A 14,131-nucleotide genomic window follows, 5' to 3' on the forward strand; every position below is an offset into this window, starting at 1 on the left:
ATATAAAGTGTATAATAAGGTATTGGATTTATGAGCACATTAGAAAGCATAAAGCAATTGCAGCATCAGATGTCATCATCAATTATTGGTCAAGATGAGTTGATTCATAGATTAATATTGGTTTTACTGGCTGATGGGAATATGCTGCTGGAAGGCTTGCCTGGATTAGCAAAAACGCGGGCCATTAAGTCTTTGGCAAAAGCGTTGGAATGTGGCTTGAGTAGAATTCAGTTTACGCCGGATTTGCTACCTTCAGATGTAACAGGTACGGAAATCTATCAACCAGAATCACAGGAGAAGTTTATTTTTCAGCAAGGCCCTATTTTTAGTAACCTGATCCTAGCAGATGAGATCAACAGGGCGCCAGCTAAGGTACAGTCTGCCTTGCTGGAGGCGATGGAAGAAAGGCAAGTGTCCGTTGCAGGAAAGACCTATCCCATGGATCCACTTTTTATGGTAATGGCTACCCAGAATCCAGTAGAACAGGAAGGTACCTATCCGCTTCCCGAAGCGCAGATGGATCGATTTTTAATGCACGTAATGATCGATTATCCGGATGATGTCGCTGAATTGGAGATTTTACGCTTAAACCGCTCAGAACAAAAAAAGGAAAAGGAAAAAGAGAATACACGGCTTTCCCCTGATATTATTTTTGATGCCAGAATGGAAATAGCTTCAATAACCATTTCTGAGAATATGGAGAAATACATTGTGGATATTATTTCTGCTACCAGATATCCTGAAAAGTATAATGAAGTATTGGCTACTTGGATAGACTATGGGGCAAGTCCCAGAGGAAGTATTGCTATTGACAGGGCATGTAGGACGCACGCTTGGATGGAAGGTAGGGACTTTGTTTCTCCGGAAGATATAAGGGCAGTGGTTCATGATTGTCTTCGACATCGCCTTATCCTTAGTTACGAAGCCAATGCAGACGGCATTACAGCGGATAAGGTGTTGGAAACCGTTTTGAAAGAAGTCGCAGTAGTCGCATAAAATGTTTTGGCTATGGGCAATGGTAACGAAATTTTTCCAGAGGATATTTTTATTTCCCTAAAGGACCTATTAGGGATGGAACACCTTGCGCAGCACTTTAGCTTATTGGCGAGGAAACAAAAAGTCAATAGTATTTTAGGAGGTAAACATGCTTCTAAATTAAGAGGTAGAGGACTGGATTTTGAAGAAGTAAGGAATTATGTGAATGGAGATGATATCCGGAATATTGACTGGAAAGTTACTGCCAGGACCCATCAAACACATACAAGAGTATTTACAGAAGAAAAAGAAAAGCCAGCATTAATTGTAGTGGATCAATCAAAATCCATGCTTTTCGGATCACAGAAATATACTAAATCAGTGGTAGCAGCTCAGCTTGCAGCCATGGTGGCCTTTAGGATTTTGAAGCAGGGGGATAGGGTAGGAGGATTGGTTTTTGCAGATGAAGGTATTGATATTATTTTTCCCAAGCGGGATAGAAAAAATATCCTTCGATTTTTTGAAATGATTGTCAAAAGAAACCATGAATTGGCCGCATCCTCGCCGGTTATTTTCGAAGAGGCTTTAAACCAAACTATCAAAAAGACCAGGAACATTGTAACTCATGATTTTTTGGTCGTGGTAATCAGTGATTTTTTAAGATATTCTCCAAAATTGATAAAGTTTATTGCTCAAATATCACAACATAATGATGTGTTATTGGCAAAAGTTACCGACCCTATGGAATGGCAGATTCCCAATATCAAATTTGTAGCAGGAGACAGGGAAAGTCAAGCATTTATAGATGGAGAGAACAAGGACTTAAGAGAAAGTCTACAAAATAGGTTCAAGTCAGATTTTGAAAAATTTAAGTTGGCTATGAAAAAACATCGTGTGCCCCTGTTCAGCATCAATACGATAATACCTGTGGAGGTTCAGTTGAAGGACATCTTTAAAGGTGCAGGCAGATGAGGTACTTATTTCAATCAGATAGCTTGACAACAAATGATTCCTCTGCTGTAGCCCAATTACTTCAAGATGCGAAGTTATATGAGCCTACAGCAGTAGCATTTAGTTTTGAAACAGTTGGGTGGTTTATTGTTGGAGGAATATTCCTGATAGGAGTCTTGTTATCAATGTTTTTTAGACTTAGGAGTCATATCAGAAATAAATATAGAAGAGAAGCTTTAGAGAACATTAAAAGAATATCTAGAGAGGAGGAGCCTTTGATGGAGGTTTTTGTGGTGCTTAAAAATACGGCCATGAAGAATTTTGGCCGTCAAGAAGTAGGTGGGCTATATGGCCATGATTGGTTGGCCTTTTTGGAAAAAACAGGAAAGCAAGTGAAATTCTTGGATAGGGAAGAAGAGTTTCTATCAGCTTTATACAAAAATGTTTTATTGTCCCAAGAGGGGAAGAGAAAGTTATTGGTCAATGCAAAAAAATGGGTAAAAACACATGCCAGAGAACTTTGAAATCGGGAATATGTGGGCTTTGTTCCTATTGCCTTTGCCTATTTTGGTATACTGGCTACTACCGCCTATACGGATGAAAAGCGCATCAATCAGTTTACCCACTTACCAAAAAGTACTAGACCAAACAGGCCAAAAACCACGAAAGGCAGCAATGGTAAAGCGTAAAGGTTTCATTTCATGGCTTTACCTGACTTTGATATGGTGTTTACTCTTGGCAGCTCTTGCTTCACCCCAATTGGTCGGGGAACCTGAATTGAAAGTAAAGACATCAAGGAGTTTTTTGATTGCGGCGGATATCTCCTTTAGCATGGCTACCAATGACTGGACAATTGGTGATCAAAAGGTAAGGCGTTGGGATGCCGTAAAAGAGGTAATGCATGAATTTATAAAAAAAAGGGAAGGTGATCGAATGGGCTTGGTGTTCTTTGGTTCCAATGCCTATATCCAGGCTCCCTTTACACCGGACTTGGAAACAGTGGATCAAATGTTGGAAGAGGCAGATGTAGGAATGGCGGGGCAAATGACCAATATCGGTAAAGCCATAGCTAAGGGAACTGCACTTTTCGAGCAAGATACAATTGAAACCAAAGTAATGCTTTTGCTCACAGATGGAATAGATGCAGGCATTGATATATTGCCCTTGGATGCTGCAGATATGGCAAGGAGAGATTCAGTGATCATTTATACCATTGGTATTGGAGATCCCTTTGGGAATCAAAGTGACTTGGACGAAGAAACGCTTGAAGAAATTGCAGAAATGACGGGAGGACAGTATTTCAGGGCAATAGACACGGAGCGTTTAAATGAGATTTATGATGAGTTGAACAAGCTGGAACCCATTGAGTATGAAGAAGAGGAAAACAAGCCTGTTACTTTGCTTTATATCTATCCACTTGGTGCAGCCCTAGGGCTGATCCTTTTGGGTATGCTGATTGGAAATATTGGAATTACCATGAAAAAGATGCAAAAAAGGGAGGCCTATGTTTGAGGAAGTATTTCCTATAGATTGGGAGGCGTTCCATTTTCTGAGGCCTCAATGGTTATGGTTAATAGTGCCCGCAGCCATTTTTCTAATATGGGGAATCCTCAGCATCAGATCCGAGGTAAGGTGGAAAAAAATTATCGCGCCTCACTTGAGAAATTATGTGATTCAAAAGGGCAGTGAAAAAATAAAGCTGCTCATGCAAAGCTTGCTTTTTATTGGTTTTTGCCTAGGAGCAATGGCTTTGGCTGGACCTGCTTGGAAGAAGGTGGAAGTGGCAGGGCAGCAATTAGAGACTCCTTTGGTTATTTGTTTGGACCTGTCTCAGAGCATGATGGCTGAGGATATGCAACCGAATCGATTGGAAAGGGCCAAATTCAAAATCAATGATTTTTTGGATCAAAAGCCTCAGGCAAGGGTGGCCTTGGTGGCATTTGCTGGCACTGCCCATATCGTTGTTCCTTTGACAAGGGATTATGATATCATCAGGAGCCATTTGGAAGGTTTATCTCCTTCTGTTATGCCTGCTCAAGGATCTAATTTAGGAGCCGCTTTGGCTGTGGCTGATACTATCATGAGTATAACTACAGCACCAGGTACAGTGATGATTATGTCTGATGATTTTGAGACTAAGGAATTTGAAGAGATCCAAGAGTTTGTCAGTGGATCGGATCATCAAATAGCAATACTGCCTTTCAATACTCCCATGGGAGCAGCTGTCCCCAACCCTTCCGGAAGAGGATATATCAAAGAGAATGGGGAGGATGTGGTTTCTGCATTGGATAACCAACTTATTCAAAAGCTCAATTCATTGGAAAATATAGAAGTAATTCCATTGACTTTGGATGATAGTGATGTGGAGAAGATTAGCAAAAAAGTAAAAACAGATTTGATTTTTACCGAAAAGCCAGAAGAAAAAGATAACCAATGGGAGGATAAAGGACTGTTGTTGATTATACCAGTGATTGTACTGTTTCTAATGTGGTTCAGAAGAGGTTGGGTGCTTTATGGATTTGGTCTGTTGATTTTTAGCTCTTGCGGGGAAGTGCATAGTTTTGAGGACCTATGGTTCACGAATGATTATCAGGGACAAATGCTTAGTAGCAAAGGAGAATATGAAAAAGCTGCAGAAAAATATGAAGACCCCATGAGGAAAGGTGTAGCCTATTTTAAATCCGGAAAATATATAGAATCCATTCAAGCCTTTGCGAATGATACTACAGCAGAAGGAGCTTTTAATTTGGGCTTGGCCTATTATAAAAATGGAGATTTAATTGCTGCCAGTGCTGCTTTTGGCTTGGCCAGTGAGATGGACCCTAGTATGGAGCAGGCAGGAACCAATATGGAGGCCATGAGTAAGATGCTGGGAGAAACCGATGAAGTCAATCCTGAAGATGCGGAAGAAGCAGAAAGTGGCAGAGCGGATAATACCAAAGAGAATGATAGTATGGAAGATTTGAGTGGTGGTGGGCAAGAGGCTACCAAAGAGGATATGGAAAAGGAAAGATTGTCTGAAACTGTCAATACCGATGTTAGGAAAGCAAAAGAGTTGGATGAAGTCCCGGATGATATTGGTGCCACCAAGCAAGAGCGCAATGATCAAAAAGTATTGATACAAAAAGTAGATGATGATCCCTCATTGTTTATCAAGAGAAAGTTCGAATACCAGTTAAAAAAAGGAAAATTAAAGCCAGGCTCTAATGATAAGGCTTATTAAATACATATTGATCGCTTTTGGTTTATGTTTCGGCCTATTTTGTACCATACCTTCCAAGGCACAACAGGTCTGGGCTGATGTGAATCTAAGCCGTTCGAGTGTTTATGTGGGACAGCCAGTTAATGTCAGCATTAAAGTTTATACTTCGACATGGTTTACCAAAGGGATTGATCTGGGGAACCTTCAGGTGAAAGGGGCTTTTACTACTTATTTTAGATCGGTTAATGGATCGTTTTCCAGAAATGGCAAGACTTATTCCAATGTGGAATTGATTTATCAGGTGTTTCCTTACAAGCAGGAGGATGTAGTTTTTCCTGGTCTTGATATTTCCATTGAAACCCCTCCAGAAGGGGAATACAAAGGGGTAAAGATGAAGGTGAGTTCAGACGAAAAACTTATCAAAGTCAAGCCTGTTCCTCCTAGCTTTGAAACAAATGATTGGTTGGTAGCAACAAGCTTGTCGGTTAATGATAGATGGATAGGCAATATCAATGAGGTAAAAGTAGGAGATGTTCTGGAGAGAAGGATTGCAAGAACCGCCTCCGGAACCATGGCAAGGCTTATTCCTCCAGTGCAATGGGATTCCATTCCGGGATTGGGACGCTATCCTACCAGAACGGAGGTGAATGATAAAAAGGGCAAGACAGCCATCAGTTCTTCAAGAACAGAGTCTATGCGGTATCTTTTTGAAGAAGAAGGAGAAGTGACTATTCCAGAAATGGTCTTTCATTGGTACAATCCCTATCAGGATAAGCTTTATAAAAGAACGCTCAAAGAGGTCAAGATTGATGTCAAGCCTAATCCAAATATGGGCATTTTGGCATCCATCAGGGATTCCTTAGCCACGGAGCAAGCCCAATTTGTTTTAGAAGCTGAGAGAGATAAGCCATTTGAATGGTTAGGCTTATCTTTGAAGCAATTGGTGACCATCGCGGTAATATTTTTAGTGCTGATCTACTTTACGCTAAGGCTCATCGGTAGTTTTATTAGATGGAGAAAGGCAAAAAGACAGGCTTACCTTCATTCAGAGAGGTATTATTGGGACCTGTTCAAAAAGTCCGCTCGACAAAAACAGCCAAAAGAAAGCCTTAAGGCTGTTTATAGATGGATTGATGAATTGCAATTGAAAGAGCCAAGCTTGAACTATTTTATTCGTGTTTATGGTACTTCTGATTTAAAAGCGAGTCTTGATTCGCTGAATGGGAAAATTGAAATATCCTTTTTTAATAAGCATTTAAAGGATTTTCAATTATCCAGAAAACGGTACTTAAAGGGTAAAGAAAAGACTTTTAGACAAGCTCATTTTTGGATCAATCCTTAATTATTTATTTTGCCAAGGCATTGATATCTTTATTAGTCAATATTTTTTTGTTCATGGGGAATAAGCTTACGTTGATCATGGCCTTGCCTATTTTTGTAGTAGTGGTGATGGAAGAGGATTTTTTTAATACCGGAAAAGATGGTTTAAATAACAAATAGAGCAGGTTATATAGTTTTGTTCTGGATTTTACTCCTTTCTCTGGAACAATAAAGCCAGGCCTAAAGGAATATGCATCCTTAAATCCTTTATTCAATATCATGTTTTCTGTTTTTCCCTTTACTCTGGCCCACATGATTTTTCCTTTTTCACTACTATCTGTTCCAACTCCAGATACATAATTGAATATCAGATTTGAATTGTGTTCATATAATATGTCTGCCAATTCTTTGGTTATATTATAGGTGATTTTATAGTAATTTTTCTCATTCATTCCTAAAGCAGATATCCCCAAACAGTGGTAGCAGGCATTGTATCCTTTTAGATCGTCTTTAACTGATGGTAATTCTTCAAAATTCTCCAAGATAATTTCTATAAGTTTTGGATGCTGGACGCCCACAGGATGTCTGTTGATAATTAGTACTATTCCTACCTTTTCATTTTCTAGGCATTCAAGTAATACAGCTTTCCCTACCATACCTGTGGATCCGGTAATTATAGCTTTTATTTTCATTGGTTTCGAGTTTTGTGATAACTATCCAATTGTATGGTTTAATATTTTGGATATCAGATAAATATAGTTTGTTCAGCTAAATAATTGTGTTGCTTTTGCTAATAGAAATTTGATTAATTGTTTCTTTAAATTTTAATAAGGATAATCTGATTTGATTATCCACAATGATGCCAGCAACCATAAATCCTTTGCTCAAGTGCCCGGAAGTATGCCTAAGTGCTAGGTAGAACAGCCATTCAGGGCCTTAATAGTTAGTGTTCACTGATCCTGATACCGGAAAGAAGTATTCCTAAGCTTCTTAGTACCAAAATATTTTAAGGAATGTTCCCTTGCATTTTGAGCACTTAAGATGCAGACTACCCTAAGGCTTTGATAGGGTAAACACGGCTTAAACACGGCTTAACTAGGAGTTAAATAGGGGTTAAAGAAGAAGGTTAAAAATGTTACATACATTAATATGAACCATTTTCAACCAGTAACATTATTTCACACACCCTGTCCGCACTCAGCTGAGATTCCAAGGACCTTTAATCAATCATTTCTGTGAGATCTGAGGTCTTTTTGAGGGAATGTTTAGAAGGGTAAAATATACCGGTGGAATAGTCTTTATACAGATAATCTGATATTAATTCGTGAAGAGAAGAAAATTAAAGAATAATTATTTAAATTATTTAGTAGAATAAACAGGTCAAATAACCCCTTCAATATCCTCACACCTAAAGAGATGATGAATAAGAAGTACCTAATTTTTATACATTGTATGCTGCTCCTTTTAACAGCAGTGAGTATTGATGGTTATGCGCAAAAAATAAATAAGGAAAACTATTCTCCATATGATTTGCTATCAAGCTATTATGAAGAAGGGTTCAAGCCATTCAAAAAGGGAAATTTTTATACAGGACTATCTTTTTCACTTACAGACAGAAAACTAGAAAATACCGATTTTTTAATCCAAAAGGTAATTGATGGAGAGCATTTAGATTATGATGTGACCTTGAAAGGTGGTTATTATACAGGTGATTATGGGATGGTAGGAATGGATGTGAAATTTTACCAAGATAAATTTACTGGAATAACTTTTCAGGATCCAGATTCATTATTGTCCAATAGGATCAGTAGGGGGATTTCGGTGAGTCCTAACTTTAGGTCTTCGGTACCTTTGACAAATGATGAAAGACTAAGCTTTTTCACTGTATTGGGTGTAACTTTTGGTGGAGGTAGAACCTTATCCCGCAAAACGAAAAACTTGGATGAAATTGAAAAGGTTTTTGGTTCCGAATTTAATTTTCGCGTTGGCTTAAGTCCTGGGTTGACCTTTTTTGTTATGGAAGCCTTTGCGATAGAAGTGCAATTGGATGTTCTTGGTTATGATTTAAAGGTGACCAAAAACACGGTTAATAATACCGAAGCAGCTAAGGAAACCCGTCAAAATGTAGATTTTAATATAAATCTCCTTTCATTGGATTTGGGTTTAGCCTACTATTTTGGGGCAAAATCACGGAAATATTAGTGTATTATGAATACTAGGAGCCTCTTATATATAGTTTTGATATTGTTTTCCTGTGTGGATGAAGACTTTTTCGGATTATCTAGCTATGGAAATATAAAGTCGATAGAACTTAGCAATCAGGCTAGTAATTCGGTTATAGATTTAGCGGAAAAAACAGTAACAATAGAATTTCCATCAGGCATCGATCGCAGTACTATAAGCATACAACAATTGACAATTTCGACTTTTGCTACAGCTGATAAAAGTATTGGAGACATTATAAACATGAATGAGGAGGAAGAGATTTCAATCACCGCAGAGGACGGGACTGTTACTGTATGGAAATTGATTCCATTAGTGGCTTCAGCGACACCCCAATTAGCCAATAGTGATTTTGAGCTTTGGTATAAAACCAATTCTGGTTATTATGAACCAGGAGAGAGTAATGCGAATACCATTTGGGGAACAGGTAACCAAGGGACTTATATATTGAATAAATTAGCAACTATTCCTTATGAAATCGAAGATGGAAATTTGGCTGCTAAAATGATCACCTTAGATAACGGAGTGTTGGGTGGTACTTTTGGTGCCCCAATTGCAGCGGGCTCTATTTTTACTGGTGTATTTAATTCAGACAATCTCGATCCAACAAACCCTGAGGCTGCAATTGATTTTGGTATGCCTTTTAGTGGAAGGCCGTCAAAATTGAGGTTTAAATATCGATATATTCCTGGAGTAGAAAATAAGGATAGGAATGGAAATAAACTACCTTATTCCGATATGGCTGATATTTATGCTTTTTTGGAGGTAAGATCTAATGGGAAAATCCAGCGATTGGCTACAGCATGGTTTAGGAGTGGTGAAGAAATAGCCGATTTGACCACCATGGAATTGGATTTTTATTATGGCCAGCTTGATGCGAATTTTCCTGAATACATGTTCCCTGTGGATCAGGAATTTGTCAGTGAAGATTCTGCCCAATTTATCTTACCAACCCATATTACTCTAGTAGCCTCTTCAAGTTTTGACGGTGTAAATTTTGCGGGAGCGGTAGATAGTGAGCTTATTCTGGACGATATAATAATGGTTTATGATTAGATTTAACTATTTATATTTGATGGGTTATGATTAATACTTATAATCCCTTTCTGCTCAATAAAATAAAAAATTGTTTTAAGCACTAAACAGGTGGTATTATATCTAAAAAAGGGCTTTTGCCCTTTTATTTTTTTGAATATAAGCCAAAGTGACAACTGTAATTGATGCAATAGTGCTGTGTGTTTATTATCTTTACGCTCCCTTAAACCATTTTGATTTTTCCTAAATTTAGAATTTTAAGGGCCAAGGGAAAGATTAAATAACTAACAACATAAATATGAAGGATTTAGCAGATATCGGGCTAATAGGATTGGCAGTAATGGGAGAAAACCTGGTCTTAAATATGGAGAGCAAGGGGTTTACCGTAGCTGTATTTAACCGTTCTACAGAAAAGGTGGATAAGTTTATTGAAGGCAGAGGAGCAGGCAAGAAGTTTATAGGTACTCATTCAATTGAAGAGCTTGTTGGAGCTTTGGAGACGCCTAGGAAAGTAATGATGCTCGTGAAAGCCGGTGATCCAGTTGACCATTTTATTGATCAGATAATTCCTCATTTAGAACCAGGTGATATCATCATTGATGGTGGTAATTCTTATTATGAGGATACCATCAGAAGAACGAAATATGTAGAAAGCAAAGGCTTCAAGTTTATTGGAACCGGTGTTTCAGGTGGTGAAATTGGCGCATTGCGTGGACCATCCATGATGCCAGGGGGGAGCAAGGAAGCTTGGCCGGAAGTTAAGGAAATTTTCCAAGCTATTTCGGCGAAAGTTGATGGAGGTGTTCCTTGTTGTGACTGGGTTGGTGCAGATGGAGCTGGACATTATGTGAAAATGATCCATAATGGCATCGAATATGGAGATATGCAGATCATCAATGAAGCGTATCAATTTATGAAGGATGTACTTAAAATGTCCTACGATGAGATGCATGCTACTTTTAAAAAGTGGAATGAGGAGGAATTGGATTCTTATTTGATTGAGATTACAGCAGATATCATGGCTTATAAGGATACTGACGGTGAGCCTATGGTAGAAAAGATCTTGGATACTGCTGGTCAAAAGGGTACTGGTAAATGGACAGGAATTGATGCCATGCACTTAGGTGTTCCTTTGACGCTGATTGCAGAATCAGTGTTCTCTCGTTTCTTATCTGCTCAGAAGGACTTAAGAGTAGAAGCATCAAAGGTGTTTAAACCAACTGAAGTGAAGTTTGATGGAGATAAGGCAAAGATGCTGGATGATCTTAAAATGGCGCTTTATGGAGCCAAGATCATTTCCTATGCGCAAGGTTATAATCTTTTGATGGAAGCTTCCAAGGCCTATAACTGGGAATTGAACTACGGTGATATTGCCTTGATGTGGAGAGGCGGATGTATCATTCGTTCAGCTTTCTTGGGTGATATCAAAAAGGCATTTGACAAATCTCCAGGACTTCCTCACTTGTTATTGGATTCTTTCTTTAAGGAAAAAGTGGAGGCAGCTCAGCAGGGATGGAGAAATGTTTGTGCCACTGCAGTGATGAATGGCATTCCAGTACCTACCATTTCCTCTGCGTTATGTTATTTTGATGGCTTCAAGACTGAACGTTTGCCAGCCAATCTACTTCAAGCCCAGAGAGATTATTTCGGTGCACACACCTATGAGCGTATTGATAAGCCAAGAGGGGAGTTCTTCCATACCAATTGGACAGGGGAGGGAGCAGATACTGTATCCACTGCCTATAATAGCTAATAATTATTATTTAAGTCAATTATTGACTTTGTTGATAAAAAGGGGAAACAAATGTTTCCCCTTTTTTGATGCATTTGAAATGAGTTTCCCTTATGAATTTCTTTTTAGATGATATGCATCCAAATAACCCTGGACATTTTATAATTAAATGGCCACAAAAAGATGATCGGAGCTATTAGGAGGTATATGAGATATTTATCATCTATGCCCAAGCTAAGATAGATAAGAAAGGAAAGTGCTGCTTCCAGAATACATAAAGCATAACTGATATACATGGCTCCAAAGAAAAAACCTGGTTCCTTTTCAAAACGGTGGTTACAATTTGGGCAGTTTTTATTCATTTTTTGGATGGACATAAAACCAAACAAACCAGATTTTTCAAATATGTTTCCTTTTTGACATACAGGACATTTTTTCTTTAGGATATTGCTGATCATAATTGGTGTTTTATATTTATGTGCAAAATTAATTAGTATTTACAGGTCATATATGCTATATATGTTGCAGGTATTTGGATAAATAGGACATAAGTATATGGGCTTACTCAATGTATTGAGACTTAATAAATTTGAAAAAGAAGTATTACCTGATTTCTATTGTGATACTTTTAGTAATCACTTGGCTACCCATAAGGATGAAATAACTGTTCCTCATAAACATGATTTTTTTCTAACGGTCCTATTTACAAAGGGAAAAGGGCAGCATGAAATTGACTTTGAGCAGTACCCTATAGAACCTGGTACTGTTTTTATGTTAAATCCAGGTCAATCACATCATTGGGATTTATCAAAAGACACTGATGGCTATATTTTCTTCCATTCTAAAGAATTCTTTGATGCTGCTTTTACCGATAATACCATCTATGAATTCCCTTTTTTTTACTCATTATTGAATCCATCGAAATTGTCTCTCAAGGATAGTGATACAAGGTATGTTTCAGATTTATTTCAAAGAATTCATTCTGCCAATAGGGAGGAGGATTATCTAAAGAAATCAAAAATTATTTCTTTATTGAACCTACTCTATATTGAGCTGAGTCGACTATATCTAAATAGTGCTATGGGTGAATATTCCAAGCCAAGGACTTATTCCCAGCATTTGAGGGAATTTGAACTGTTGATTGAAGAACATTATAAGAAAGAAAAGGCTGTAGCTTCCTACGCAGAAATGATGCATATATCTCCCAGGCATTTAAATAGGATGACCAAGGAAGAAATAGGAAAATCTCCTTCTGACTTGATTGCAAACAGGGTGATTTTGGAAGCAAAAAGAATACTGAGTTATTCTAATTCTAGCTTGAGCTTAGTAGCTGAAGAATTGGGCTATGATGATTATGCCTATTTTTCTCGTCTATTTAGCAAGAAGGTTGGTATCAGTCCATTAAAATTTCAACAAACCTATCAAAACAAATAGTATTAGAATAAGCTATATTGCAGGTTTTATTGGAGTGAAAAAACCGGGTTTGATTCATTGTCCACAAGTTGAAGATGATCCAAGTAGCCATTACCATGAAACATTACACTTACTCCATGAATTTTACCCAAAGACTTGCTATAATTATCACTAAAGGCTAATTGGTTATTTATTTTAACCTCAACCTTTTTGTTAACATTTTTTATTTCTACCATATGCCATTCTCTGGTATCTATACTAAAATTAACCAGCTGGTCAGAGCCTGTTCCGAATTTTTCACTTAGGATATATTCACTAAATGCACTACAGCCGGTATGGGTCGTTTTAAATGAAATTTTTGAGTTTTCACCCTCTACGCTTATATATATTGAATTGCAGCGGATGGCTGGCCAGAATTCAGCACTTTTTACTTTGGTGTTTAATATAAAATCATCTCCATTAACATCGGTTTTTTTGAAATTATCCAACCTTAGGACAATTATTTTGCTCGTATCCATTCCAAGTCTGTGGAGATCACTCCCATTGATATGGAAAGCGTAATCTGGGGAATTATAGTTCATTGGAATGGGGTAGTAGCGCATTGAGTAGGGTTGTTCATAATAATAACCCAGGGCTTGCCAACCTTTCGATTGTACAAATAAACCTTCAGTAGAAGCCAAGACTTTTTTGTTCCTGGAAGCAATAAAAGGATGGAATACCCCAGGAAACCTTAAATAAACAGAGATTTTATTGTTGTAAGGCGATAGGTAAAAAGGCTCCATTTTATTTCCTAAGTATAGAAATAATGAATCCTTTGTTTCTGGGATAGAGTAACTGAAGAATGCTGTAGAAGGGCTGCTTCCTTCTACACGTTCTAATTTTAGTTCAGCGTGTATGGATTCAGTTGTTTCGGATTGGTTTATGGCTAAAAGCAACAGGGAAATTGAAATTAATGCTATGCCGAGCAAGGCCAAAAGGGATCTCTTTTGGAATTTTTGCTTTTGTTGGATTAAGATAGATTCAGGGTCTTTTACCTTTCCGAATTCCTGAAGAGCTTCAAGGGTAGCGGGTTGAGGATAATAAGCTTCACCAGTTTTGTTTTTACCAAAGATGCGCTTTAATGTTGATTTACTGATTAAGATTTTTGTTTCGATTTTAATCTTAAAACTTAGCGATTCAAAATCTTTGTTTTGCCAGTTTTTGGGGTTACCGTTATTAAATTCAGCGATGACGGCTTTTTTAATTATTTCCAGATGTTTTTCCCGTCTATTCATTAGTGT

Annotated in this window: 13 protein-coding genes; 10 read left to right on the forward strand and 3 right to left on the reverse strand. The window is 37.8% G+C overall.

Annotated elements, in window-relative coordinates; translation table 11 throughout:
* Window positions 1-30 precede the first annotated feature (30 nt).
* Genes H7U17_RS17725 through H7U17_RS17750 form a run of 6 tightly spaced genes read left to right on the forward strand, consistent with a single transcriptional unit; the run spans window position 31 to window position 6,470 of the window.
* Window positions 31-996 (forward strand): AAA family ATPase, encoded by a 966-nt coding sequence (locus tag H7U17_RS17725; protein WP_186758093.1) that lies wholly within the window; start codon window positions 31-33, stop codon window positions 994-996.
* Window positions 997-1,008: 12 nt separating this feature from the next.
* A complete protein-coding gene (locus H7U17_RS17730; protein WP_186758094.1) occupies window positions 1,009-1,947 on the forward strand; it encodes a DUF58 domain-containing protein in 939 nt (312 codons plus the stop codon).
* Window positions 1,944-2,450 (forward strand): DUF4381 domain-containing protein, encoded by a 507-nt coding sequence (locus tag H7U17_RS17735; protein ID WP_186758095.1) that lies wholly within the window; start codon window positions 1,944-1,946, stop codon window positions 2,448-2,450. The genes H7U17_RS17730 and H7U17_RS17735 overlap by 4 nt, the downstream gene beginning before the upstream one ends.
* Window positions 2,434-3,438, forward strand: coding sequence for a VWA domain-containing protein (locus H7U17_RS17740; RefSeq protein WP_186758096.1), 1,005 nt, complete (start codon window positions 2,434-2,436; stop codon window positions 3,436-3,438). The genes H7U17_RS17735 and H7U17_RS17740 overlap by 17 nt, the downstream gene beginning before the upstream one ends.
* Entirely contained in the window at window positions 3,431-5,149 is a 1,719-nt protein-coding gene (locus tag H7U17_RS17745) for a vWA domain-containing protein (protein WP_186758097.1), read from the forward strand. Before H7U17_RS17740 ends, H7U17_RS17745 begins: the two co-directional genes overlap by 8 nt.
* Entirely contained in the window at window positions 5,133-6,470 is a 1,338-nt protein-coding gene (locus H7U17_RS17750; RefSeq protein ID WP_186758098.1) for a BatD family protein, read from the forward strand. Before H7U17_RS17745 ends, H7U17_RS17750 begins: the two co-directional genes overlap by 17 nt.
* A 4-nt stretch (window positions 6,471-6,474) precedes the next feature.
* Here H7U17_RS17750 and H7U17_RS17755 read toward each other — a convergent pair whose 3' ends face one another.
* On the reverse strand, window positions 6,475-7,140 hold the full coding sequence (locus H7U17_RS17755) for an NAD-dependent epimerase/dehydratase family protein (RefSeq protein WP_186758099.1): 666 nt from the start codon (window positions 7,138-7,140) through the stop codon (window positions 6,475-6,477).
* Between the two features lie 724 nt (window positions 7,141-7,864).
* Here H7U17_RS17755 and H7U17_RS17760 point away from each other — a divergent pair.
* From H7U17_RS17760 to gnd, 3 genes are all read left to right on the forward strand, one after another.
* Complete coding sequence (locus tag H7U17_RS17760) at window positions 7,865-8,650, forward strand: hypothetical protein (protein WP_186758100.1); 786 nt, start codon at window positions 7,865-7,867, stop codon at window positions 8,648-8,650.
* Between the two features lie 6 nt (window positions 8,651-8,656).
* On the forward strand, window positions 8,657-9,727 hold the full coding sequence (locus tag H7U17_RS17765; RefSeq protein WP_186758101.1) for a PCMD domain-containing protein: 1,071 nt from the start codon (window positions 8,657-8,659) through the stop codon (window positions 9,725-9,727).
* A 277-nt stretch (window positions 9,728-10,004) separates the two neighbouring features.
* A complete protein-coding gene (gene gnd, locus H7U17_RS17770) occupies window positions 10,005-11,459 on the forward strand; it encodes a decarboxylating NADP(+)-dependent phosphogluconate dehydrogenase (RefSeq protein WP_186758102.1) in 1,455 nt (484 codons plus the stop codon).
* A 104-nt stretch (window positions 11,460-11,563) separates the two neighbouring features.
* On the opposite strand, the gene H7U17_RS17775 is transcribed toward gnd, so the two are convergent.
* Window positions 11,564-11,896: a DUF983 domain-containing protein gene (locus tag H7U17_RS17775; protein ID WP_186758103.1), complete on the reverse strand. Its 333-nt coding sequence runs from the start codon at window positions 11,894-11,896 to the stop codon at window positions 11,564-11,566.
* 97 nt (window positions 11,897-11,993) lie between these two features.
* Here H7U17_RS17775 and H7U17_RS17780 point away from each other — a divergent pair, with 97 nt between their 5' ends.
* Window positions 11,994-12,872 carry an AraC family transcriptional regulator gene (locus H7U17_RS17780; RefSeq protein WP_186758104.1) on the forward strand — a complete coding sequence of 293 codons (879 nt, stop codon included), beginning with the start codon at window positions 11,994-11,996 and terminating at the stop codon, window positions 12,870-12,872.
* Between the two features lie 26 nt (window positions 12,873-12,898).
* Here the strand turns inward: H7U17_RS17780 and H7U17_RS17785 are convergent, their stop codons facing one another.
* A complete protein-coding gene (locus H7U17_RS17785; RefSeq protein ID WP_186758105.1) occupies window positions 12,899-14,125 on the reverse strand; it encodes a hypothetical protein in 1,227 nt (408 codons plus the stop codon).
* Window positions 14,126-14,131: the final 6 nt, after the last annotated feature.

It is taken from the genome of Echinicola salinicaeni (genome assembly GCF_014280965.1).
GTDB lineage: Bacteria > Bacteroidota > Bacteroidia > Cytophagales > Cyclobacteriaceae > Echinicola > Echinicola salinicaeni.

Excerpts from the sequence above, each read along its gene's own strand:
- H7U17_RS17725 (WP_186758093.1), top strand. The coding sequence starts at position 31 with ATGAGCACATTAGAAAGCATAAAGCAATTGCAGCATCAGATGTCATCA.
- H7U17_RS17730 (WP_186758094.1), top strand. The coding sequence starts at position 1,009 with ATGGGCAATGGTAACGAAATTTTTCCAGAGGATATTTTTATTTCCCTA.
- H7U17_RS17735 (WP_186758095.1), top strand. The coding sequence starts at position 1,944 with ATGAGGTACTTATTTCAATCAGATAGCTTGACAACAAATGATTCCTCT.
- H7U17_RS17740 (WP_186758096.1), top strand. The coding sequence starts at position 2,434 with ATGCCAGAGAACTTTGAAATCGGGAATATGTGGGCTTTGTTCCTATTG.
- H7U17_RS17745 (WP_186758097.1), top strand. The coding sequence starts at position 3,431 with ATGTTTGAGGAAGTATTTCCTATAGATTGGGAGGCGTTCCATTTTCTG.
- H7U17_RS17750 (WP_186758098.1), top strand. The coding sequence starts at position 5,133 with ATGATAAGGCTTATTAAATACATATTGATCGCTTTTGGTTTATGTTTC.
- H7U17_RS17755 (WP_186758099.1), bottom strand. The coding sequence starts at position 7,140 with ATGAAAATAAAAGCTATAATTACCGGATCCACAGGTATGGTAGGGAAA.
- H7U17_RS17760 (WP_186758100.1), top strand. The coding sequence starts at position 7,865 with ATGATGAATAAGAAGTACCTAATTTTTATACATTGTATGCTGCTCCTT.
- H7U17_RS17765 (WP_186758101.1), top strand. The coding sequence starts at position 8,657 with ATGAATACTAGGAGCCTCTTATATATAGTTTTGATATTGTTTTCCTGT.
- gnd (WP_186758102.1), top strand. The coding sequence starts at position 10,005 with ATGAAGGATTTAGCAGATATCGGGCTAATAGGATTGGCAGTAATGGGA.
- H7U17_RS17775 (WP_186758103.1), bottom strand. The coding sequence starts at position 11,896 with ATGATCAGCAATATCCTAAAGAAAAAATGTCCTGTATGTCAAAAAGGA.
- H7U17_RS17780 (WP_186758104.1), top strand. The coding sequence starts at position 11,994 with ATGGGCTTACTCAATGTATTGAGACTTAATAAATTTGAAAAAGAAGTA.
- H7U17_RS17785 (WP_186758105.1), bottom strand. The coding sequence starts at position 14,125 with ATGAATAGACGGGAAAAACATCTGGAAATAATTAAAAAAGCCGTCATC.